Annotated in this window: 18 protein-coding genes; 4 read left to right on the top strand and 14 right to left on the bottom strand. The window is 45.7% G+C overall.

The genetic code is table 11. The features are described 5' to 3' along the window. Positions 1–57 precede the first annotated feature (57 nt). The 11 genes from AC4PM4_RS01435 to AC4PM4_RS01385 form a co-directional block, all read right to left on the bottom strand. On the bottom strand, positions 58–714 hold the full coding sequence (locus AC4PM4_RS01435) for a carboxylesterase family protein (protein WP_491612525.1): 657 nt from the start codon (positions 712–714) through the stop codon (positions 58–60). Positions 715–723: 9 nt separating this feature from the next. Beyond that, positions 724–1,746, bottom strand: a complete 1,023-nt coding sequence (locus AC4PM4_RS01430; RefSeq protein ID WP_064638770.1) for an SDR family oxidoreductase — start codon at positions 1,744–1,746, stop codon at positions 724–726. A gap of 97 nt (positions 1,747–1,843) precedes the next feature. Further along, positions 1,844–2,269 (bottom strand): cupredoxin domain-containing protein, encoded by a 426-nt coding sequence (locus tag AC4PM4_RS01425; protein WP_063563492.1) that lies wholly within the window; start codon positions 2,267–2,269, stop codon positions 1,844–1,846. Between the two features lie 202 nt (positions 2,270–2,471). Further along, on the bottom strand, positions 2,472–3,425 hold the full coding sequence (locus AC4PM4_RS01420) for an EamA family transporter (protein ID WP_063563491.1): 954 nt from the start codon (positions 3,423–3,425) through the stop codon (positions 2,472–2,474). Positions 3,426–3,760: 335 nt separating this feature from the next. Continuing rightward, positions 3,761–5,974: a DEAD/DEAH box helicase gene (locus AC4PM4_RS01415; RefSeq protein WP_491612524.1), complete on the bottom strand. Its 2,214-nt coding sequence runs from the start codon at positions 5,972–5,974 to the stop codon at positions 3,761–3,763. After that, positions 5,971–7,311 (bottom strand): ATP-binding protein, encoded by a 1,341-nt coding sequence (locus tag AC4PM4_RS01410; protein ID WP_491612523.1) that lies wholly within the window; start codon positions 7,309–7,311, stop codon positions 5,971–5,973. Before AC4PM4_RS01410 ends, AC4PM4_RS01415 begins: the two co-directional genes overlap by 4 nt. Positions 7,312–7,318: 7 nt before the next feature. Continuing rightward, a complete protein-coding gene (locus AC4PM4_RS01405) occupies positions 7,319–8,917 on the bottom strand; it encodes a TerB N-terminal domain-containing protein (RefSeq protein WP_491612522.1) in 1,599 nt (532 codons plus the stop codon). Between the two features lie 196 nt (positions 8,918–9,113). Further along, on the bottom strand, positions 9,114–11,654 hold the full coding sequence (locus AC4PM4_RS01400) for a diguanylate cyclase domain-containing protein (protein ID WP_491612521.1): 2,541 nt from the start codon (positions 11,652–11,654) through the stop codon (positions 9,114–9,116). A 45-nt stretch (positions 11,655–11,699) separates the two neighbouring features. Beyond that, positions 11,700–12,305 (bottom strand): biliverdin-producing heme oxygenase, encoded by a 606-nt coding sequence (locus AC4PM4_RS01395; protein WP_063563486.1) that lies wholly within the window; start codon positions 12,303–12,305, stop codon positions 11,700–11,702. A gap of 295 nt (positions 12,306–12,600) precedes the next feature. Continuing rightward, positions 12,601–15,720, bottom strand: a complete 3,120-nt coding sequence (locus AC4PM4_RS01390) for an MMPL family transporter (protein WP_491612519.1) — start codon at positions 15,718–15,720, stop codon at positions 12,601–12,603. 78 nt (positions 15,721–15,798) lie between these two features. After that, positions 15,799–16,371: a TetR/AcrR family transcriptional regulator gene (locus AC4PM4_RS01385; RefSeq protein WP_063563484.1), complete on the bottom strand. Its 573-nt coding sequence runs from the start codon at positions 16,369–16,371 to the stop codon at positions 15,799–15,801. A 157-nt stretch (positions 16,372–16,528) separates the two neighbouring features. Between AC4PM4_RS01385 and AC4PM4_RS01380 the strand changes: the two genes are divergently transcribed. From AC4PM4_RS01380 to AC4PM4_RS01365, 4 genes are all read left to right on the top strand, one after another. After that, complete coding sequence (locus AC4PM4_RS01380; RefSeq protein WP_488730842.1) at positions 16,529–17,326, top strand: Nif3-like dinuclear metal center hexameric protein; 798 nt, start codon at positions 16,529–16,531, stop codon at positions 17,324–17,326. A 168-nt stretch (positions 17,327–17,494) separates the two neighbouring features. Further along, positions 17,495–17,920: a DMT family transporter gene (locus tag AC4PM4_RS01375; RefSeq protein ID WP_024633836.1), complete on the top strand. Its 426-nt coding sequence runs from the start codon at positions 17,495–17,497 to the stop codon at positions 17,918–17,920. Positions 17,921–17,954: 34 nt separating this feature from the next. After that, entirely contained in the window at positions 17,955–18,653 is a 699-nt protein-coding gene (locus tag AC4PM4_RS01370; RefSeq protein ID WP_063563482.1) for a Crp/Fnr family transcriptional regulator, read from the top strand. Between the two features lie 18 nt (positions 18,654–18,671). Beyond that, positions 18,672–19,157 carry a DMT family transporter gene (locus AC4PM4_RS01365; protein WP_063563626.1) on the top strand — a complete coding sequence of 162 codons (486 nt, stop codon included), beginning with the start codon at positions 18,672–18,674 and terminating at the stop codon, positions 19,155–19,157. Between the two features lie 94 nt (positions 19,158–19,251). Here the strand turns inward: AC4PM4_RS01365 and AC4PM4_RS01360 are convergent, their stop codons facing one another. The 3 genes from AC4PM4_RS01360 to AC4PM4_RS01350 all read right to left on the bottom strand — a co-directional run bounded on the left by AC4PM4_RS01360 (position 19,252) and on the right by AC4PM4_RS01350 (position 23,796). Next, entirely contained in the window at positions 19,252–19,968 is a 717-nt protein-coding gene (locus tag AC4PM4_RS01360; RefSeq protein WP_064640900.1) for a YebC/PmpR family DNA-binding transcriptional regulator, read from the bottom strand. Between the two features lie 210 nt (positions 19,969–20,178). Further along, the gene (gene cysI, locus AC4PM4_RS01355) at positions 20,179–21,900 is read right to left on the bottom strand and encodes an assimilatory sulfite reductase (NADPH) hemoprotein subunit (RefSeq protein WP_063563481.1); all 1,722 of its coding nucleotides are present in this window, start codon (positions 21,898–21,900) and stop codon (positions 20,179–20,181) included. 54 nt (positions 21,901–21,954) lie between these two features. Next, positions 21,955–23,796 (bottom strand): assimilatory sulfite reductase (NADPH) flavoprotein subunit, encoded by a 1,842-nt coding sequence (locus AC4PM4_RS01350; protein ID WP_491612518.1) that lies wholly within the window; start codon positions 23,794–23,796, stop codon positions 21,955–21,957. Positions 23,797–23,932: the final 136 nt, after the last annotated feature.

The following is a 23,932-nucleotide window of genomic DNA, read 5'->3' as shown; positions in this document are numbered from 1 at the left end:
GAAAGTAAATACTTAATAATGCTGAATATTGTCAATTACGAACGATTGATTGATTGATTATAATGTATGGCTGAGAAACCACTTGTACAATTCCGGGTTGTCATACGTTTCGGTCCAAGCATCATGATTACCTTCAGGATATATCGTCAGCTTCACATCCGCGTTCAACGCTTCAAGCGCATGAACAATTTTCTCGGATTCCGTAACATAAACGATGTCATCCTTGGCACCATGGAATGCCCAGATCGGTATATTATGCAGTTCTTCCGCTTTGGAAGGGTCTGCTCCCCCACATACAGGAGCCAATGCAGCAAATGTATTGGGGTAAAACAGTGGCAGATCCCAAGCACCATACCCGCCCATACTCAGACCTGTAAGATACACCCGGTTCGGGTCAGCAGCTTCGTTTTCCAAAACATGTTCCAGAAGAGCCATAACAGCTTCGCGATGCATACCCCAAAATTCGTCCACAGGACATTGCGGTGAAATCACGATAAACGGGAAACTTTTGTCCTGATCGGCAATAAGCGGAACCCCGTGTGCTTTAAGCTTTTCCAGATCATTTCCACGTTCTCCAGAACCATGAAGAAACATAATGACAGGCCATTTCTGGTCCGCAGCAAGCGGTTCCTCCGTCTCGGGAATGTGCAGTAAATAGTCCAAAGTGACGGTTTTGGTGATTTCCTTTACCAGTCGATGCCCGGTTTGGGACATATGCTCGCCTCACTTCTCATCTCTAATTTTCAGCAACGCTTCATCCAATACTCCAACCACCTTGTCACACCATGCATCAAATTCGGGATCTTCGGTCTGCAATTCAGGATGTGCAAGAATATATTCTATGGTGCTCCGGATTCCTTGATCGGCCCTGATCGTTGCCACAAATTCTGGAACAAGCCTTTTTAGCTTACTGTTATCAAATACAACCGTATTCGCCTTGTCTCCCAGCAGACCGCCTCTAAGATCCTGATCACTGCACGCCGCCAAAAACTCGGAAGATACATGAACCGCATGAAGCTTGACACCAAGCACTCCTGCAATAATCTCATAGATCTGATTCCAGGTTACTGACTCGTCCGAGGTAATATGTACCGATTCACCAATGGCGTGAATATTGCCCATAAGGCCAATAAATCCTTTGGCAAAATCACGGTTATGCGTTATGGTCCAGAGAGATGTACCATCTCCATGAATGAGTACGGGTTTATTTTCACGTATGCGCTTGAGGACCTGCCAACTTCCCTCTGCCCCGTGTACACCGAGAGGTACAGAACGTTCACTATACGTATGGCTTGGACGCACAATGGTTACCGGAAATCCTTCTTCACGATACTGTTTCATCAAATAGTCTTCACATGCAATTTTGTTGCGTGAATATTCCCAATACGGATTGGATAAAGGCGTACCTTCCGTGATCCGATAATCAGCAAGTGGTGTCTGGTAGGCAGATGCCGAACTGATAAATATAAACTGCTTTGTTTTGTCTTTGAACAAACGGTAATCTCTCTCCAGCTGGGAAGGTACAAACGCGATAAAGTCTGCGACAACATCGAACTCCAGGTCGGCAATCAGCTCCGCAACCCGCGCTTCATCGTTAATATCGGCTTGCAGCACTTTGATTTGCGCAGGCAAATTATCATTTTGATTACCCCGGTTGATCAAATAAAGTTCACAGCCTTGCTTGGCAAGCTGATCGGTAATTGCTGTACTGATGGTACCTGTTCCTCCAATAAATAGCGCTTTCATATTTGGCCACCTCCAGATGAAATTGATCACTAGTCCATGATATCACGCACACAAAAGAGGAGCAAAGATTCAATTGAAGAATCTTTGCTCCTGTCCACTATATGACCTTAACCGTTCCGTAAATCATGTACATGCCACAGTGAATTTCATATTCCCCAGGCTGGAGATCTTTGTCCAAGGTGTAGTAATTATCACCCTTTTGCATGTACATATCCATGCCAAGCTTACTTGATGCCACCGATTTAACGTGTGTGACCTGCCGGGTAAGAATAAAGTTGATTTTGGTAGGGACTCCGGATTTAACTTCAATAACATCAGGTTCAAAACCGTCATTGCTTACGTTAACATTAACAACTTCATATCCCTTCAAGTCCTCCGGCGTCTCGGCTTTGGCCGTTACGGCACTTCCCGAGCCTGGGGACATGTCCTTGCCCATAAAATACACCATAAAAGATCCAAGCAGCACAACTACAGTAATTCCCAGCGTAAGCCAAGGCCAGGTTTTGCTAATCCAGCTTTTCATCTCAACGCTCCTCTGTCTATGTTCCCATTCTATTGCAACTCTTCTTCAGCATACCCCATCCGGTTAAAATTGAAAATGACTCGAATGGGCCATATCGATGGGACATCACTTAGCCCAATAAATATATTCATCAAAAAAGAGCCTGAATCACTCAGGCTCTTTCAGCTATAGTTCTTGTCTTTATCATTCTATCTAATTCCACTCAGGAATATAGAGGTGTATTTCGACTTCGTCTCATCCGTAACTTATAGATCTCTGGCAGTGCTACACCAATTAGCACCACAATAACCCCGATCCATTGCAATGGGCTCACATGCTCGTGAAGCACAATGGCTGAGAGCAGCACCGCGATTGGGAGCTCAACTGCACCAAGAATTCCGGCCATGTCGCCCCCAATATGAGGCACACCTACTGCGAACAGTACTGGTGGGATAAAAGCTCCGAAGAAGCCAAGCAACAATCCGAAGACAAGCAGCTGGCTCCAAATCAATCCGTTAAACAGGAACGTCGGCGGGAACAGGATGCACAGCAAGACCAGACCTCCGGTCACCATCCATGCACTGCGAAAAGCCGGATGTGCTGATGGAACCGCTTTACCACTGAACATTACAAACAGGGAGTAACTTACAGCCGCCATTAAGCCAAGCGCTATGCCCAAGCCGTTAAACTCTCCGAGTCCCTGTTCCAGGAAACCTGCTGCCAGCAATGTTCCGCCAAACAGGATAATCAAAGTCAGGAACGTTACTTTGTCAGGACGCTGACGTTTGCTCACGGCCTGAATCAATACGCTAATCCACGTAAATTGGAACAAAAGAATAATGGCAAGTGACGCAGGAATGTATCGTAAAGACTGATAATAGACAAGACCGGTAATCACCGTCGGCGTCCCTGCAGCCATCAATATCAAACGTTGCTTCCACGTTAATTTCTGGAATGCTTTTGCCACGGTTGCTGATGTTTTTCCATCTGCCTGTGATTTCCGTTTCATTCTAAACTTCGAGTATAATGCCAGCATCCAGGAAAGGATGAAGCCCGTGATCAGCTGTGTGCCCACGACCTCTCCAAGTTTGTACCCTTCGCCGTAAGCCAGAACCACAATTGTGGATAATATGCCATAGCTCATCGCTCCTGCGAGAACGGACAGATAATATTTCATTGTAGATAAACCTCCTGATGATCGAAAAATGCGTCCGCATGTTTGATCCATGCCAAGGTCACAGACACCATCCAAATGCAAAAATCCTAACTACGAGCAAGGAATACAATGATTCCTGGCATCGTAGTTAGGAAGTATAGGCTTCCCGTAGAGACCCTCGCCCTGTGTACACTTTCGGCCTGCGAGGTTATACGAAATGAAATATGCATTTGTTGTTTGCGATTCGTGTGTGACGACTTTTCATATATTACATGGCAGGTGAGGTGGTGTCAACCCTGATTCACAATTTAAATTTTTTAAATTCAAATTAAAAACAAAAGACATACGTTATTACGTCATTTTATAGATGAAGAATCCCATGTTAACGTTTGCTGCAACCCTTCTTTGAGACCATTTAAATCCAATCCATCCACTGCAAAGGCCTCTCGGATCAAAGGAGGAGCCACAAATTCATCGTATTTACCAAGATACGGTGCTTCATCTTCTGAAAGTAACGCAGATGCGTCTTCCGCTGTTCGACATTCACTCATGATCTCGGCCAAAAGTGTGCGACCATCCACTTTGCCTGACACGACAAAATAATAAGGCTCCATAGGTACAACAGATCGCAAGGCAAGTTTGTCAGACAAATTGTGCTTCATTAAACGTTCCAGTGTGCGGAAAGACTTGCTTCCCACCCAAGGTAATACATACAAGGAATCTCCTCCAGCTGGAATGACAACCTGTTTCAGCAACCCACTTTCACGTGCAAGTCGACGGGCGCGTTCCAATCGATTTACCGCTTGCGGAGACAGATACGGATATATCACCGTGTCGGACAGTACTTCACGCATTTTCTGGACGACCGTCGTATGAATGTCCCCACCCGCACCCAGCCATAACGTATCCACTTTTCCTTTTGCTGCCTTCACATACACGGATTTATGCTTGTGATCGACCTCTTCCACTTTCCACAGTTTCCCGGCAAGAGAGAAACAGTATCCAGGAGGCGGCACGGTTGTAATCGACCCGATCTCCTCGGAACCGTTCAGCACTTTGTGCTCTTCATCATCTTTGAACACCGCATAAAAGCGATAGTTATTGACGGTTTTCTCACCCGTAAGCCCGATGATTAAAGTCCGATCTTCTGTCCATTGCAGATGGTCAGTCTCAATCAGATAATTTAGAAAAATCTGATATTGATCTGCACGAATCTCCTTGAATGGTGCGAGCGAAAGCATGGCCTCAGCCAATTCTTTGGGTTCAGCCTCCCCCATGCTTTTCAGTATGCTCATCGTCTGATGATAGAGCACACCCATCGGCATCTTCCGGGCCTCAAGTGGTTCAACCCACTTGGTCTTTACATACAATTCAATAACAGCAATAGCCCGCATGAGTGTCCATGGCATCCGAGCAGGCAATTGAGCTTCCTCATCCTCTTCTTCCGGACATACAAATAACATCTCGGAAGCCATATCCTCACGCCTGCCTGACCGTCCAAGGCGCTGAACAAAGCTCGATGCACTATAAGGTGCTCCAAGCTGCACAACTCGCTCCAGTTCACCCAGGTCAATCCCCAGTTCCAACGTTACGGTAGCCGCAGCTACTGCTGGCCCTGATCCGGTTCGTAAGGCGGCTTCGGTCTCTTCTCTCAACATGGCGGAAATGCTCCCATGATGAACATGGAATACGTCCCGCTCCTGTCTCCGTGCGGCGACACGCCGCATCTCAAGTATAGTGACTTCGGCATCCGTTCGACTATTGGTGAATATCAAAGCTTTTTTGCGATGTGTACTCTCATATATGAAGTCGTAATAGACTTTACGTGCGTTATGCAGATGTTCCGCCTGTTCTTCATCCCGTGCATCTGGAAACGAAAAATGCTCCACCCGCAAACGCAGCTTGCGACCACCGGGGGAAGAAACCACATCCACCCCCTGATTAGTTCCAGCAGCGAGCCAGGCTGTAGCAGCATCATAATCACTTAGTGTCGCAGATAATCCCACTCTTCTCGGTTTACATCCAGCAATACGTTCAATTCGCGCCAGCTCACTCAGTACCTGAATGCCGCGATCCGCTCCCATGAATGCATGAACCTCGTCAATAATGATATACCGCAGATCATGAAATAACGCCGGAATGGCATTGGGACGATTCATCAATAGACCCTCGAGCGATTCAGGCGTAATTTGAAGCACACCGGATGGACTTCGCATGAGACGTGTTTTCTCTGCCTGAGGCACATCTCCATGCCAGTGCCATACCGGAATATTGCCCTCGGACAGCAAGTCCTTTAGTCGCTCGAATTGGTCGTTAATGAGTGCCTTAAGCGGCCCGATGTACAAGATTCCCACGGATTTGGAGGGCCGTTCATGCAGCTCGGTCAGTGCAGGAAAAAAAGCCGCCTCCGTCTTACCGGATGCTGTGCCTGCCGCAATCAGCATATGATGCGGGGTATGAAAGCAAATGTTGCAAGCTTCAATCTGGGCAGGCCGAAGTGATTCCCATCTTTTTTTATAAATAAATTCCTGTACAAAAGGTGCCAGTCGATAGAAAGGGTTCTCACTCATAATTCAAACTCCGCCAGAAAATCATCCAAATCATCAGCAGATGAAGAATCCGTTCCTTTTCCTGCTTCCTGCGGTTTGACTGCTCGCTCACCAAGTAATTGAACATAGGTCACTTCAGGATTCTGAAGGAGCGTGTGCAGCACATCCATGAAGTCCCGTACCACTTCACGTGTGGTCAGTAACTCATCCGCGCCGAGCCTGTTGACCGCTGTTTGCATAAAATCAACTAAATCCTCGTCTGTTAGACTAGCACTATATCCAAAATGCAGGGCATGAATCTGACGCAGCTTTTGCAACAGAATCAAAATCTCTTCATGGGACAACATCGAAAGTTTCAGGATCGGTCCGGTATAATTCGCATATTCTCTTGCTGCATAGCGGCCATCAATGAGTCTCGAACGAAGTGCTTCATAACTGAAGAGTCCGCGTCTCTCATCTTCCACAAATTGTGGTGTGCCGCCTACAAAGATACCAAGGTGTTCTGCTTTACCCTGCATCGTATCATTGAACATGGTAAGCAGCTTCTCGTAGTTGCTTTGCCGGGATATGCTGTTTGTAATTTTGTACAGATTCACCGCTTCATCTATGAACAACAGCAGTCCTTTGTAACCTATCCGTGCCGTAAATTCCGACCATAATTTGAAGTAGTCATACCAGTTATCATCATCAATGATGACGCCAACAGCCAGCTCTTTCTTGGCTTCGGTCTTGGTTGCGAATTCCCCTCTCAACCAGCGCAGCGCCGCTTGTTTGCGGTCATCATCCGCCAATTTATAGCCGTTCCAGTACGAAGCTAGCACCTTGGCAAAATCGAATCCATGCACCAAATTCTGCATTTCGTTTGTCACCGCATAGATCTGCTTCTCGACTTCAGCAGGAAGAGCAGGATCATCCGGGCGCAAGCCCTGACTTTGCATCGCTTGCTGCTGAAGACCAGCGATCCATTTTTGCAAAATCGGTTCCAGTGCCCCGCCATCCGGACGTGTACGAGTAGACAGACGAGTCATCAGCTCACGGTATGTTGCAAGCCCCTGACCTTTGGTTCCCACCAGTCTGCGCTCAGGTGACAAGTCGGCGTCCGCCACAACAAATTCCCGATCCATCGCATAGTTACGAATCATCTGTAACAGAAAACTTTTTCCGCTTCCATACCTTCCTGTAATCAGCTTAAAAGCTGCCCCGCCTTCCGCAATGTTGTCCATATCCCGCAAGATCGCGTCCACTTCAGACTTCCGACCAACAGCAATCTGCTCCAGTCCGATTCGTGGCACAACGCCAGCTGTCAACGAATTCACTAGTGCGGTAGTCAGCCGCTTCGGTATTTTAAGTTCTGCCACTGCCCAATCACCTCTTCACATGTTCAAACACATTTATATAATCCGAAACCATCCGATCACCTTCAATCAAAAGGTCACCAATCGTTTCCATGGCCATATCATTAATTTCATCCAACAGGAGTGTAGGCATCGTGCCGTATTGCTCAGCCACCCGCATCAGCTCCGTATCCGGATTGACGCCAAGCAAGGCGTGAATTGCCTGTACATGCTGCTGAGATAGCATTTCAGAAAACTGTATCCACTCTTCATCCAGATCAGCAGAAAAATCCGCCTCCCATTGTAATGATAATGGCTCGTTAATCCCGTTTTCTTGTCCTCCATCAGTATTAAGCGCTCCCTCAACGTCAACCTCCTGTTGGTTAGACTGCTTAGCACTTTCAGCTTCTTCCGTTGAATTCTGGATCACGGTAGTGGGTAGGCTGCTCACATTGTTTGCATCCTCATCTTCGGAGGTATGATTTTCTTCGATCATGAGTGCTCTGCGCACATATTCGCTTTCCTTTTGCAGCGAAGCAAGTTTCTCTGCATCAATCCGGACTATCGGTTGCTCTACAACTGGCATTTGCTCGATTGCAAAGGCCTTGTCCAGATAACGTTCAATCACGTTTGCAAGCTCAGGTTCAAGCGTCTTTCCACGAAGTCGCCCTCTGAAACCGAGCAGTTCACGGCATTTATTTTCCGTGCATCGAAAAACTCGGGTTACAAACTGGACAAAATCTGCATGCTCTCCAATCGGAACATATGTCATTCGAACCGATTTTCCATAAATGGATTCGTCATATACAGCTTTTCGAAACAGCGTACGTTCGATAGTCCTTTCATGATTTAACTCAAACTGATCCAATATGCCTGCCTTGCGTGTACGCAGTAGATAAGAATCCACCAAAACCATAACTCGGGGAATGTACTGTTCCAGAACCTTCATACCGCCATCTCTGTAAAATTTACTGAGCGTAATGTCGTAGTCATAATATCTTTGTAACAACTTCAGCGAGATATCCGATATATTGCTGCTCAACAGCCGTTGCAATTCCATATCCAGAATCTCCGGTGGAAGATAGCCACTCGAAAGCTCCACCATCTCGGATAATGACATGTTCAACTCATGGACTAGATCATAATCAATAATCCATTCCTGCATGTACACATCCAACTGCGGAAGCCGTTCACGATAGTTGAGCCATAGTTCTTTTAATTGGTCGTAACCTTCCTGTGGTTCCTGCCAACCAATTCCGTTTATCAGCTCATAAATATGAACAAACAGATAGGACAGATCCGTATCAGGGAAATGTCCTTGCCGGACTTCCGTCCTCCAATACATATACCACTTGCGCTGGGGTTCGTTCATTACACCATAAGTCGGCCAATAACTCATAAAAGGAACAAAGGGAGCCTGCTCCCCTTCCACTTCAATGAGTTGCCTTGCTTCCTCTACAAACCTTTTCTCAGAAGACAATATGCCGCCAGGTAATCTTATATCAAAATCAGCACGGACAATCGTTGAACGATCAGGAACCGGGACTGCCGCTGTGATAGGCTCTTCGCTTAGATCTATCTCTATAAATTCCAGTTGTCTTGAATCCTCTTTCATTGAATTCCGTTTCACCGTCCTCTACGTGTGAATACGAACAAGTGTATCCATATTCATCATTATAACACTTGTCCTGTGCCTGCGGTGATGAAAATAATACTTTCCTTATTAGCAGAAAAAAGAAAGACATTCAAACTGATATCCAGTTTAAATGCCTTCCCTCTATACCATTTTGCCGCACCTTTTACAGTAAGGCTAGTACAACCTCGTATCAAACCATGATAGCCCGATTTTTCCCGTCACTCTTGGCTTGAGCAAGGGCCTGACTGGCTTTTTCAATCAGATTCGACATCATCAGCTTCTCTTCAGGAACCATTACCGCACCGCCAACGCTAACAGTGACCACGTCACTCGGGCTGGACAGATCTCTCTGAATTTGAAGTGCAAGCACATGTTGTCTGATTTCTTCGGCAAGCTCCGCTGAACGTTCTGATGTTGCATTCTTCAGTTTCAACATGAAGGTTCCTCCCCGAAGACGGGAGATGATGGCATCATTCTGCTCACTGACCACCGCCAGCACTTCTCCAATCCACTGCAGGCACAGATCGCCACCTTGAAGTCCATAAGATGCATTATATGAACGGAAATCATCGATATCTATAATAAACAGTCCCAAACTGCATTTCTCCTGCAAACATTCATTCCAATCATCCTGAAGTTGGGATTGGAATATGGTTTGAAGCGGCATGTCTGTTAACGGATCTGTATTGAGATAGTTCTGGAGCTGGCTGGTTGTCTCCGTATAATGATCCTGATCATGATTCGATGCGCCACTGTTCAGAAGGACCATCACTGAGGGTTTGCCTGCATGTGTAACAGAAGCCAGTGTAATCTCAAGCAGCAGGGACGTGCCCGTTGCTGTGGTGAAGTACGCCTGGTTAGTAAACAGACGCGTATTATTGAGCTTCAGTTCCTCCAGGTTTTGCTGCAAAATCGTTTTCGTCTTATCAGGTACAAATTCCCTGAAGTCCTTGCTGATGAGATTTTTAGAATTTTCATAGCCAAGCAATTCAGCTGCCTTGTTATTGCAATAAATAACGAATCCGTCCGTCAACGTAAAAAACGCCACCGTGGAAAACTCCATCAACTGTAAGTAGCGCTGCTCATTTTGACGCAAAATACGTGCATTCTGCAACGCCTGCTCCTCTGCCTGAACAAGCTGGTTCTCCGTTTGACGGCGTACGATGCTTTTGAGCAATGGAAGCACATTCAGCTCCTTCGTTGTCCACGGGTAGGAGGTCGATTGGACAATCTCTCTCCATTTCTCGAAGGATTTCCGGGGGGACAGACGCATGCCATCATCGGTTTTGATCACGGCTTTGGCTGGATCACCTGCCCAATCCACAAGCTGAACCACTTCAGGCCGGAACCAGATGATATAATGATGCTGCCCAGGGGATATGGCAACATAAACAATACCCGATGCTTTTTCCTTGTAAGCTTTAGCAGGATCATACTCCAAACTCAGCTTGGAGGTGTGATAACTGTAATCTACCGACTTGCCCGCTAGCCATGCAGCCAATTCCCGTACTTGCTCTCGTGCCGGCGTATCGCCATATAACAGCAGCTTGTCCTGATAACAGATCGCAGCTCCCGAAGCATCCATCAAACTTAATAAAGTCTGCTCTTCGCCATGCAATTCCTCAATAATCCTCACTGGACTTGTATTTCCAATAAAAATATTGGCAATTTGGGTAGCCGCTTCACGTGACCTGATCTCAGCCTGATATTCATCCAGCTGCTGACGTTGAAACAGTTCACTTGAGAAGAATGAACCCAGGAAGTTACACAAATTCCGAACACGATGAGGTATATATCTGGCTGAATAATGATGACATGTAATCAGGCCCCATAGTTGGTTGTCATGAATCAGAGAGATGGTTACGGTTGCTCCGACACCCATGTTCTGCAAATACTCAATATGCAACGGGGATACACTACGCAGAACCGACAAGCTCAGATTAAGTGGTTTGCCCGTCAAGGGTTGAAGCAAGGGCACGATCTCCACTGGCTTATAATTTACGTTCACGATGGTGCGCAACCAATTACGCAGGTACAACTCGCGTGCCTGTTTGGGAATATCTGACGCTGGATAATGGTGCCCGAGAAACGGTTCGAGCTCTTCCTCACGTGCTTCCGCGATGACCTTTCCATTCCATTGTTCGTCAAATTCATAGATCATAACCCGGTCATACCCGAGCATTTCCTTCACTTGTTCGGCTGCTACTTGACTCGCTTCCACCCGATTATCAGTACTTTTAAGTCGGCTGAAGAAGCTGGAAATCCACTCAAAATCATTCCCTTCCATATTTCCTTTTTCATAGGAAGGCTCCATTTCCAAAATTAACAGGCCTTCACTCTCATGAATGACAGAAGTGAAGACCTGCTCATTTCCAGATACGTTAATCGTGAGATCCATATATTGCAGGTCTGATGTTACAGATGCACTGAAGGTGCGTGCCAGTACCTGCCTTATATTATCCTTGCCAATCAGATGTTCGAGTGGAAGGCCCAGCACCTCTTGCGTAGTAAGACCGAGATGTTCCTCCGTATTTTGGCTGCATTGTACAATAGTCGGTATATTGTTGGTGCTCACAGCCAAGAGCACACCATGAGGTTGAATGAAGCCGGGGATATGAATGGGTTCTTTGTCGCAATTGTTTAGATCAATTGGATCATTGGTGTACGTACCCTGATTAAGCAATGTACGGTTAAGCAAATTATTTTCTTTCTTGGACTTCGATTCGGGCATAGCCTGAAAAATCCCCTCTCATGATGTGATAACTCTATTTTCAACTTACAGATTATCCGTATTTGTATTGATCCATTGATCAAGTAATCGGAATGTTTCCGAAGCCGTGTGCACCATGATGTCGTGATCTTCTTCCCCCGTGATGGATTGACGCAGTAGTTCCGTGAACTCTGCCCATCTCGTTCTGGTTTCCGTACCGTAGGCATTAAAATATTCCAACCCCCGATCTGCTTCAATCGGCAGGAACTGCGACAAACGTTTGGTCATGATCTGACCTCCGTTCGTAGATCCTTCAATGACATATAAATAACCGAATAACCTTGCTGGTGTCGATATATCAGGAAGATCCTTACATAAAGGAACCTGTCTGATTTCCTCTTCACTGGCGCCCAGATTCCGCAGGTCATTTTCAAGCAAATTTGCTTTTCCTCTAATCCCGATATCCAGTCCCGTGCTTTCCCAGAAAGGCTGCTGTACAGCTTGTTCTTCCAATGGTTTCAGGAACCCGTAAAATTTCTCCAGATATTTCTTATACTCTCCCAAGCTAACGGTTTGATTCATAATAGCCTTGGCATACTCGTTCTGTTCCACTTGTCTGTGATAATGAGCTGTCTCACTCTTCAGACGTTCCATAATGGTACTGGCTGTCATGTAATCATCGCCCTTCTAAGTCGGATCTCTTCATCAGAATTAAGACTTATACTTAACTGAATGTTCAGTGTAGGTTAGAATGGATACTCCATTTCATCTAGATAAAGACTCTATGTAAGTATACTTTTTCTTGTACGAGAAAACTATATGAATCCAGCATCGTTACATCTTTATTACGTTTGTTCGATTATACTAACCAGCTTGAACTCTTTAATTCTATTTTATAGGAAGTAGTAAAGACGACCCCTGACATATATTGATCAGGAGTCGTTAGCTAAGCATAGATTAATATTAATTATTTATTTTCATCTGATTTAGATCCCCAATTCGCTAACTTATGCAATAGACTGATCAAAGCGGGTAACAAGATTGGGAGCATCACAAAACTGAGTAATACCAATCCAATAATGACAGATATAGCAACTTCAATCAATGTAACTACACCGGAAGGAATCAGGGCAGCAAAGGTACCTCCCAAAATAACAGCGGCAGAGATGACGACTCCTCCGATATTGCGGGAAGCCTCCGTGATTTTATGAACCGGATCACCTTCAATCTCTCGATATCTCATCATGAGGAAAATGCTGTAGTCCACGCCAAGTGTAACGATCATAATCAGACTGAAGAAAGGAACGTTCCAACTCAGATAATCCACGTTAAGCGGCCCCACTACTAACAATTCATTCAGACCAAGCGCAACGTAATACGTCAGGAACAACGAACCAACAATGATTACGGACTGCCAGAATGAACGAATGATTACCAGAAGAATGAGCCCAATCCCAATCAACATAATCATGGAAGTTCTGCTCAGGTCACCTCCAGCTAATTTTTGTAGATCAAGATTTTGTGAAGGCACCCCACCAAGCGCCACTTTGGCTTCGCTCAAATCCGTACCAACAAGGGCTGTGTTCAGTTGGTTGCTCAGATTTTGGACAACATCCATCGCCTCTTTAGAGTAAGGATTGTCTGTTAAAATGATGGATATTTCCGCAGTCTTCCGGTCATCAGACATATAAGTATCTAACGATGCTTGGAACTCCTCTCCTGTTAATACCTCTTCAGGAATATAGAAACTTTTGGCTGCATCGGACTGTCCCAGATTGCCCAAATACTCCTCTGCATCCCCAAGACCTTTGGAAACATCTGTAAGCCCTTCTGTACTTGCGGTGAGTCCCGATTTCAATTCACCCATCTTCGCTTGCAAATCGTTCAGACCGGTCAATAACTGATTTTGTCCTTGATTAATTTGTACTAGTCCTTTTCCAACTTCAGACGTTTTCCCAGCGATCTGCTTGCTGCCACTTGCACCATTAACCAGACCTGCAGATAACTCTCCGGCTCCACCTTCAAGTTGACCCACACCCGAAGTCACCCGAGTTAAACCTTGGTTAACCTGAGCCAGGGCTTTGTTCGCTTCCTTGAATGAACCCAGAGCACCATTGTACTGCACCATCAGCGGGTCCATCTGTGTGTATAACTTGTTCAGATCGCTTTGAGCCGCCTGGGTAATGCCGATGATTTGTACCGCATCTTCTTCCTGCTGTAACTCAGGATGATTCGTAATGAGTCTTGTCATACTACTTTCGATTTGAGCGTAGGCATCTAGTGCACCCTGAATTGCTGTTTTCATACTATTAAAAGTATCTCTGAACGAGCCTAGTCCCTGTTCAAGATCAGCATATCCTTGATGCAACTCAGTTGTACCTTTAGATAGTATATCTACTTTTTCTCTGAGGGTAGCCAGGCCATTTTTCAATGTATCTGCGCCTTTCCTCCCATCGTTCAACCCGACTGTCACCTGATTCATGGCTTTCCCCAGAGCTGACACTCCTTCTTGCAACTGGCTTGTACCATCAATCAGCTGCTGCACATCACTCAGATCATTGGAAGATTGCAATTGGCCTGCAGCAGAAGATAATCCTTCGTTGATGGTGCCTAATCCATTGTTCGCTTTCCCAATACCTTGATTAAGCTCACCAGCCTGATCATTGATATACAATTCCTTAATTTTTGTTCCGGTTGGTCGGGTAACGCTATAAACTACGGACACACCATCCATTTTGGATACTTTATCCGTCAGATCATCCAGTGCTTTTAAAAACGTTTGGTTATCCATCGACTGCTCGGATTGTACAACCAGTGTGGTTGGGGCAGAGAAACCTGGTGGGTAATGATCCATGATCAGATTAATTCCCTGTTTGGATGTATAATTGTTATTGACCTCAAACAGATCATTATAACTAAGCCGGTTACTGTAGCTGAACAAAAACGGAATGCTGATTACGGCAACAAGAATGATGGCAAGAACAGGTCTACTTGCCGCGTTCCGAGACAAAAATCCCCATAAGCGGCTATCTGCGTGACCTTCAAATTTATTCGATGGCCAGAACATCTTTTTGCCTAATACAACCATGAAGAATGGATTCAACGTATTGAGGACGACAATGAGAACCGCTACTGCAAATGCCACTGAAGAGGTTGCCTGGTACAGCTGAAACTTGGCGAGCATCAGAGCAAGGAATCCGATGAATACAGCAATACCACTGTATAACACAGTACGTCCTGCCGTTCTAAACGTCGTTTTGGTTGCGAGAAGTACATCCCCGCCCTGTCTGCTTAACTCTTCCTTAAATCTGGTGTATAACAAAATATTGTAATCCGTACCGATCCCAAACAAAATCACAACCATAAACACTTGGGTAAAGTTAGAGAACGGAAAGTTAAACACGTCTACAAGATGACCCACAATCGCTAATGAAACAACATATGATATACCCACCGTAAGCAGTGAGATAACGGGAATGATCGGTGATCTGAAAATAATAATCAAAATAACGAGGATAAAAATAACCGCGATAATTTCTGTTTTCTGTACCCCATCCTCAATCGATTTGCCAAAGTCATCACCAATCAGATCTGCTCCTGTCAGATATGTATTCACATCTGAGATGGCTGTCGCCTCATTTAACTGACTCACCACTTCCGAAAGGGGAATATCCTCATCCTTAGTGACTGTGATTTGGGTTAAAATCGTGGTTTCGTCCTCGGATATAAGTCGACCAGCTTGCTCTTCACCATCCAGATGGGTTGTGAGCGTCTCTATATTCAGTTGTTTCTCCTGATTTTTCAGGTTGGACAAAACAGATTCGATTTCCGTCTTCTGCTGCTTGGTTAATGCCTGTGCACCTTCTCCACTGTTAAATACAGCGATGATTGAATAGGTATTCCCACTATCCTTATCCATGTCTTTCATCATCGTAGCTGCAATTTGGCTCTGAGCCGTTTCAGGAATTGAAATTTCTCCTTTTTCTTTGACCAGCTGACCAAAATCAGGCATCGTCATTACAGAAACTACGGTAATAAGTATCCATAAAATCAAGGAAAGCGCTCTGGGGTTTCTAAGTTTACTCATACTTTATCCTCACACACCTTATGTCTAGTATAGGAATGAACGTTCATTCCGTTTATGTTGTAAAAAAGGCCAATAGAATCAATGGACTCTAATGGCATTCCACAGGCACTCCTCAAGCTGGTTCATTAACTCCGGCGTTGCTTCCAAAAGACCTTTGTTAAAGTGTTCAAACAAATGCATAGAAGCACCGTAGACAATGTTCATTAACGCTTCTGTCGGCAACATAAGAATAGCTCCCTGCTGCTGCCCCTTATGGATGCATTCATTCAGAAACCCCATAAATTCATTGACGCTTTCCTTGCTTTCATCGTGAAAATGCAGTGCATTACCAGTAGAGTTAATAAACTTTAGCCGATCCGGGTTGGACTCAGCGAACTTAAACAATCCACGGAATATATGATGAAACTGCTCACGTACGGAAATGGGTTTATCCGGAAAGCCTTGCCTCAAGGCATCAAGGAACTCCCTGATACTTTTCTGAAAGAGTTCATTCAACAATACTTCTTTATTCGTAAAATATCGATATATGGTTCCCGCTCCTACCTGAGCCGAATCCGCAATCATCGGCATGGTTGTTGCATCGAACCCCCGTTGGGCAAAAAGCGTTAAAGCAGCTGCATAAATATCATCTTTTTTGCTGCCTTTAGCCATGAATCTATCCCTCCTTATTTTAGGAATGAACGTTCATTCCGTTTCTTTTGGTTAGTATAACCTCTTTTCCCCTATCTAGCAAGTCTAAGCTAAAGTGCCGTTCTTACTTCAAAATGGTAAACTAATCCTATATCCTGTCACTGGAGGAATTATACTTATGAACATAACGATTCAAGACATTATACAACATCTCACGGAAAATGTTGAGTTACCTGAACACACCGTGGATCAACTGATTACGGGTTCACCCAACCAAACGGTCACAGGCGTTTTTGTAACTTTTATGCCTACACAACATGTGATTGAGCACGCCATAAAGCGTGGAGCTAATCTAATTATCGCTCATGAACCTCCCTTCTATAACCATCATAGCCATACCGATTGGCTGGCTGATGATCCGGTCTATGAAACCAAGAGAACGCTAATCGATAATGGTGGAATTGCGATCTATCGTTGCCATGATGCAATTCACCGCTTTCAACTGGATGGCATTACGGAAGGATTGGTTCAGGCATTAGGATGGTCCCCTTATGTGGTACAGCGTAAACCGGAAGCTGACATTCTATCCTTTCCGGAAGGAATGACAGTTCAGCTTATTGCAGAACATATTAAACGTTCGCTTGGAATCGAATATATACGCCTGGCTGGTGATCCAAGGTTGGTATGCAGACAAGCAGCAGTGCTTGTAGGTTTTCGAGGCAACGGCAATCTGACCATTCCTCTGCTTCAACAGGAAGAGCTGGATCTGATTATCGCAGGTGAAGGATTCGAATGGGAGACACCGGAGTACATACGAGATGCTGTGCAGCAAGGAAAACAAAAGGCTCTTCTTATGATCGGCCATGCCGAGAGTGAGGCTTCCGGAATGAAGCTTTTGTCTGAAAGATTGGCTACAGCTTTCCCGGAATTGCCTGTTCATTTTATTGGTGAGCAACCGGTGTTTCAAGTATTGTGATCTTCAGAATGACGAGCCATCCTGAGTCCTGTCTGGATTTTGTAGAGGGTTTAATGTACTCTAAATGCTATAACTTCTGAGCTGAGGACATTTGTCCTTGGCTTTTCGAGTGGATATATCATTTAATAGAAATCGAAGAAGTAATGACGCGACAAGGAGAGTACAACCATGAGAGGAATTATTTTTGCACTATTAGGCGGTGCATGCATTACCCTGCAAGGGGTTGCCAATACCCGAATCAGTACGGACATGGGCACCTGGCAAGCCGCAACCATTACCCAACTCACCGGGTTCATTCTGGCGGCTCTGATCCTTGTATTCGTGCGGGACATCAACCTGCAAGGATTGAAGCAAGTGAAGCCCATGTACCTGGCGGGAGGCGCGTTTGGTGCAGTGATTATTTTCAGTGAAGTCACAGCAATCCAGCAAATTGGGGTAACTTTTACGATCTCCGCCCTGTTGATTGCACAGCTTTTCCTGACCTTTCTGGTCGACAGTAACGGATGGTTTGGTGTTGTGAAGCAGAAAATGAAACTACCGCAATTTCTGGGTATAGCATTAATGGTTACGGGCGTCATTATTATGAAGCTGTAGCTGGTCGAGTATATAGTCGGGGGTGAAAGACGTTATGGAAGAGTTTCAGAATGAGCATCAATTATTGCACTATTTAAAACAATATCAACTCGAATCGGTATTTCACCAGCCCCTGCGTCCGCATATGACGTTATGCCACTTCGAGAAGTGCGAATTAATCTGCCGTGAAGGCGAAACATCCGAATATTTATATGTGCTGGTCGAGGGGAAAGTCAAAATCTTCACGACCTCACCACAGGATAAAACACTCGTTCTTTGTTTTAAAACACCGCTTGAAGTGGTTGGTGATATTGAGTACGTTCGGGAGAGTAACATCGTGAACACCGTACAAGCGGTCTCACCTGTCGTGATGCTACGCATTCATTATCAATGGTTAGTTGAACTCGCTAGCGATTACGCACCCCTGTTGAAATTTTTACTCAAAATTATTTCCCACAAGTTTTACATTGATTCGAACTTCTCCAACTTCAACCTGATGTATCCGGTCGAGGTTCGATTAGCCAGCTATCTGCTCTCCATCTCTACCGAAGAAGCGGGGACTGTTGTCCACGAAGAACTGGACGCCTTTAATTTGACAGATATCGCGAATCTGATCGGTACGAGTTATCGGCATTTGAATCGGGTGATTCAGAAGCTGTGTGCAGATGGATTAATCATGCGGGATCAGGGCTTTATTATGGTCAAAGATCGGGCAGGTCTGGCAGAAGTGGCGGGTCACAACATCTATGAATAAGGAGATCTCTATCCTATGATCATTACAGGTATTTTACTAGCGTTACTGGCAGGTTCTCTTGTCAGTCTGCAGACCATCTTTAATAGTAAGGTAAATGAACGTACCGGCTCGTGGTCCACGACAACGATGGTGCTTTTCACCGGGTTTATTGCATCGTTTCTGATTTCTCTAGTGGTGGAGGGCAAAAATACGTTCAGCTTCCAACATATGCAGCCCTGGTATTGGCTTAGCGGAGCCATCGGTGTTGGGGTGGTCTTCTGTCTCGTTCAAGGGATGAAGCTGCTCGGTCCCACCTTTGCGATCTCCATCGTACTTACATCCCAGTTAAGTTTCGCCTTGCTGTTTGATTCCATGGGATGGCTTGGACTGGAGCAGATCCCATTCTCGTGGAACCAGCTTCTTGGCGTTCTTGTCATCGTGGGCGGTATCGTGTTGTTCAAGTTTGGCGGTAGCAAATCGGCAAAATCGAAAAAATCTCCTGGTGCATTGCAATCCGATTCATAGGAGAACAATAAAAAGAGTGTCTGTCCAATCCGTTGATTGGCTAGACACTCTTTTTGGCAATCGAATCACGTTTCGCTTAATTCGTGTAATTCGCTTAAACGAACTCTACGTTGTGATACACTTGCTGAACATCTTCAAGGTCTTCAAGCGCATCAATCAGTTTCTCGAACTGAGCTTGTGCATCCTCTGGAAGTTCAATATGGTTTTGCGCAAGCATCGTCAGCTCGGCTACGGTAAACTCAGTAACACCCGCAGCTTTAAATGCTTCCTGTACAGCGTGGAATTGATCCGGTTCTGCATATACGATCACAGCATCGTCTTCGTCCACGATATCACGTACATCCACATCTGCTTCAAGCAGAAGTTCCAGTACTTCCTCGGAGTTTTTGCCTTCTACCCCGATTACCGCTGTAGGATCAAACATATAAGCAACTGAACCACTCACACCCATATTGCCCGCGTTTTTGTTAAATGCCGAGCGCACTTCCGGTGCAGTACGGTTCACATTATTGGTGAGGGCATCCACGATAACCATGGCACCATTGGGCCCGAATCCTTCATAACGCAGTTCTTCATAATTTTCGTCCCCGCTGCCTTTTGCCTTTTCCATGGCACGGTCAATAATTGCTTTGGGTACGTTATACGTTTTGGCACGTTCCAGCACGACTTTCAGTGCGCGGTTCGCTTCCGGGTCCGGTTCGCCCTTCTTGGCAGCTACATAAATCTCAACGCCGAATTTAGCATAGACCCGGCTAGTATTTGCATCTTTTGAAGCTTTTTTTTCTTTAATATTATTCCACTTACGACCCATATCGTTTCCGCTCACTTTCAACATATAATCTGCTTTCTACTTTGTCATTATATCTTGTTGGGCGTACTTCAACAAGTTTAGACTCACGAAAAAATGGTAAAAGACAAGTTGATTTCACCTTACCACGTTCCGAAATCCCAAAGAGAAACGATCCAAAAACGCCAAAGAAGCAATTCCCTAAGGAATGCTTCTCTTCACGAATTCATCTAATTAGGCATGAAACTGTTGACCGTCCAGCACTTCAGGCACATAACCGGCACGAATGACGAAATCTCCAAAATGCTCACCATCATTGCGCTCTTTGGCATATTGATTCACCATTGGAGTCAATGTGTCCAAAATTTCGGTTTCGCCAATATTTTCTTTGTACAATTTGTTTAAGCGATGTCCGGTAAAACTTCCACCGAGATACATATTGTATTTTCCCGGAGCTTTGCCGATAAACGAGATCTCAGCCAGCATCGGTCTCGCGCAGCCGTTCGGGCAACCCGTCATACGAATGACAATCTCTTCGTCTCTCAGCCCCGCTTCGTCCAGTACAGGCTCCAGCTTGTCGATCAGTGATGGAAGATAACGTTCGGATTCCGCCATGGCAAGACCACAAGTCGGAAGCGCCACGCAAGCCATAGAACTTCTGCGAAGCGCCGAGTAATGAGCACCATCGGTCAGATTGTATTGCTCAATCAGTGCCTCAATCTTTTTCTTCTTCTGGCTGCTGATGTTCCCGATCATGAGATTCTGATTGGCTGTGAGACGGAAATCTCCAGTATGGATTTTGGCAATTTCACGCAGACCTGTCATGAGCGGATAACCGTCCACATCCTTCACACGTCCATTTTGAATGAACAAGGTGTAGTGCCATCTGCCGTTGCTGCCTTTCACCCAACCGTAACGATCTCCATTATGTTCAAAATGGAACTCGCGCGCCGCATCCAGCTTCCAGCCGAGACGACTCGTCAGTTCTTCCACAAACCAGGCGAGGCCGCGGTCATCGATTGTATATTTGAAACGGGCATGCTTACGTACTGCACGATCCCCATAATCACGTTGAATCATAACCGTCTTCTCCGCAACATCAATCATTTGCTCTGGTGTACAGAAACCAATGACTTTGGACACCTGCGGATAAGTCTTCGGATCACCATGAGACATGCCCATACCACCGCCGACAGAAACGTTAAAGCCTTGCAGCTTGCCGTTCTCTACAATAGCGATAAATCCGAGATCCTGCGAAAACACATCTACATCATTGGATGGTGGAACAGCAATCCCAATTTTGAACTTACGCGGCAAATACACTTTGCCATAAATCGGTTCTACCTCTTCATCTGTGTCTTGTGAATCGATAATTTTCTCTCCATCCAGCCACAACTCATGATACGCACGAGTCCGTGGATCCAGGTGATTACTCACCTGGCATGCCCATTCATATACTTCAGCATGAATGTCCGATTGGTCTGGATTCGGATTACACATGACGTTCCGGTTCACGTCGCCACAAGCAGCTAGGGTGCTGAGCAACGAATCGTTTACTTCACGAATGGTATTTTTGAGGTCCCATTTGAGCACACCATGCAGTTGAAATGATTGGCGCGTCGTCAGACGAATGGTCTCATTCGCATATTTATGCGCTACACGATCCATCATCAACCACTGTTCGGGTGTAACAATTCCTCCGGAAGCACGCACACGCAACATGAATTGATAGGCAGGCTCCAGCTTGGATTTATTCCGCTCATTACGCAGGTCACGGTCGTCTTGCATATAACTGCCGTGATGTTTCATCAGACGGTTATCGTCCTCAGGAATCGCACCACTGATCCGATCCGCCAGCGTTTCAGTCAGACTTCCACGCAAGTAGTCACTTTTGATCTTTATATCTTCCACATCACTGTTCGTGCGCTGCGGGTTAAGTAAGTTATTATAAGTCATGCTGCTTTCTCCTCTCGTATCTCCGGGATGCCTTATCCGGCATATGATCTGTAATTAATACACATCCCGCTGATAACGTTTTTCCTGCTGCAACCGTGTCAGATATTCCGCTGCCTGTTCAGGTGTTAGGCCACCCTCTTGTTCAAGAATGGTCGCGAGTGCAGCATGAACATCATGTGCCATTCGTTTCTCGTCACCACAGATATATATAACTGCACCTTCCTGTAACCATTGATAGAGCTCTTTGCTATGCTCCAGCATCCGATGCTGCACATATACTTTCTCTTCTGCATCACGGGAAAAAGCGACATCCATCTTCGTAAGAACGCCGTCCTTGAGCCAGCGCTGCCATTCGGTCTGATAGAGGAAATCGGTGGAGAAATGCTGATCGCCGTAGAACAGCCACGTCTTGCCTTCTGCACCCGTCTCTTCACGCTCTCCAAGGAAAGATCTGAACGGAGCTACACCTGTACCTGGTCCAATCATGATGATTGGAGCATCCGGGTTATCCGGCAGTTTGAAGTTTGGATTTTGTTGAATGAATACAGGCAATGTATCACCTAATTCGACTCGTTCAGCCAGATGAACAGAGCACACACCATAGCGCTCTCTGCCCCGTGACTCATAACGTACTGTACGAACGGTAAGATGAACTTCATCCGGGAAAGACTTCGAACTGCTTGCGATCGAATATAAACGTGCTGGGATTTTACGAAGCACAGCTACGAACGATGCAGCCGGAATACCTTTAAGCCCATAATCCTGTACCAGATCCAGCAAATCACAACTGTTCATGGCTTTCCGGAATTCCGAATCATCTGCGAGCAGAGCGGGCAACCCGCTACCCGGGCTCAGCTTTGCCAGCTGCTCCACAACGGGTCTTGTGACAGCAGTAATTTCGAAGTAACGCAATAACGCTTCACGTACAGAAACCTGGTCTCCACTTTTATTAACCGTAACGCGCTCATCTGCATTCCATTCCATGGCTGCAATCAGCTCATCGACCAGGCGTGGATGATTCTCAGGGAACACACCCAGGCTGTCACCCGGTTCGTAGTCCAGATTGGAACCTTCCAGAGACAATTCAATATGACGTGTCTCACGGTCCGATCCTCTGCCGTTCAGGTTAAGATTTTCCAGCACTTCCGCCTTGTATGGATTCGTCCGGTTGAATTCAGATTCACCGCTACTTACTGCGGCTCCAACCGCTTCACTGGTTACCACTCCCGCAGCAGCCGGTGTACTGCTAAGTGAAGCAAGCACATCATTCATCCACTCTGCAGCCGATTCATCAAAATCAACATCACAGTCCACACGTGGTACAAGCGCTGTTCCGCCAAGCTCCTGCAAACGAATGTCAAAATCCTTTCCTGTCTTACAAAAGTACTCATACGAAGTATCTCCCAAAGCCAATACGGAGTACCGCAATCCATCAAGCTTCGGAGCCCGTTTGCTATGCAGGAATTCATGCAACGGAATCGCATTATCCGGCGGTTCGCCTTCTCCATGTGTGCTGACAATAATGAGAAGATTCTCTACTTTTTTCAGTCCGTTCGGTTTGAAATCTCCCATTGACGACAGGGTCACCTGAAGACCCTGCTCTTCCAGCTTTTTCGCCAGTTTCTTGGATAGTCCGCTGGAGTTCCCGGTTTGTGATCCAAAGAGTACCGTAACTTCCCTGGACACCACAACAGGTGCACTTTCAGGAGTAATACCTGCTGAAGATGCAGGCTGTTGTTCCACACCAGCAGGTGCAGCTACAGCCGCAAATCCCTGAATGGCTGTCAGATATCCGCTAAGCCACGTTTTCTGTCCATCGTTCAATGTAGGAATAAGGCGATTGAGCAGCTCAACCTGTTCCTGATTAAAAGGGCTGTTTGTCACTTGAAGTTCCACCATTTGCCACCTCGCGCATTACGTCAATTTTAATTCCTACTAAAATGATCATATTAATTTCTACTCTCTTGAACCTACCATACCCAATGGTAGGGGTCAATTTCGATGATTTTATGGTATTTATCAGTTTCACTGA

The organism is Paenibacillus sp. MDV22-iso6 (assembly GCF_058408365.1).
The sequence above is the reverse complement of the archived record's forward strand: the minus strand, read 5'-3'. Positions and strand labels throughout refer to the sequence as shown.

Coding starts and splice junctions, on each gene's coding strand:
- AC4PM4_RS01420 (WP_063563491.1), bottom strand. CDS start 3,425: ATGAAATATTATCTGTCCGTTCTCGCAGGAGCGATGAGCTATGGCATA.
- AC4PM4_RS01415 (WP_491612524.1), bottom strand. CDS start 5,974: ATGAGTGAGAACCCTTTCTATCGACTGGCACCTTTTGTACAGGAATTT.
- AC4PM4_RS01360 (WP_064640900.1), bottom strand. CDS start 19,968: ATGGGTCGTAAGTGGAATAATATTAAAGAAAAAAAAGCTTCAAAAGAT.
- AC4PM4_RS01390 (WP_491612519.1), bottom strand. CDS start 15,720: ATGAGTAAACTTAGAAACCCCAGAGCGCTTTCCTTGATTTTATGGATA.
- AC4PM4_RS01385 (WP_063563484.1), bottom strand. CDS start 16,371: ATGGCTAAAGGCAGCAAAAAAGATGATATTTATGCAGCTGCTTTAACG.
- AC4PM4_RS01370 (WP_063563482.1), top strand. CDS start 17,955: ATGGAAGAGTTTCAGAATGAGCATCAATTATTGCACTATTTAAAACAA.
- AC4PM4_RS01375 (WP_024633836.1), top strand. CDS start 17,495: ATGAGAGGAATTATTTTTGCACTATTAGGCGGTGCATGCATTACCCTG.
- AC4PM4_RS01395 (WP_063563486.1), bottom strand. CDS start 12,305: ATGACAGCCAGTACCATTATGGAACGTCTGAAGAGTGAGACAGCTCAT.
- cysI (WP_063563481.1), bottom strand. CDS start 21,900: ATGACTTATAATAACTTACTTAACCCGCAGCGCACGAACAGTGATGTG.
- AC4PM4_RS01430 (WP_064638770.1), bottom strand. CDS start 1,746: ATGAAAGCGCTATTTATTGGAGGAACAGGTACCATCAGTACAGCAATT.
- AC4PM4_RS01400 (WP_491612521.1), bottom strand. CDS start 11,654: ATGCCCGAATCGAAGTCCAAGAAAGAAAATAATTTGCTTAACCGTACA.
- AC4PM4_RS01425 (WP_063563492.1), bottom strand. CDS start 2,269: ATGAAAAGCTGGATTAGCAAAACCTGGCCTTGGCTTACGCTGGGAATT.
- AC4PM4_RS01435 (WP_491612525.1), bottom strand. CDS start 714: ATGTCCCAAACCGGGCATCGACTGGTAAAGGAAATCACCAAAACCGTC.
- AC4PM4_RS01380 (WP_488730842.1), top strand. CDS start 16,529: ATGAACATAACGATTCAAGACATTATACAACATCTCACGGAAAATGTT.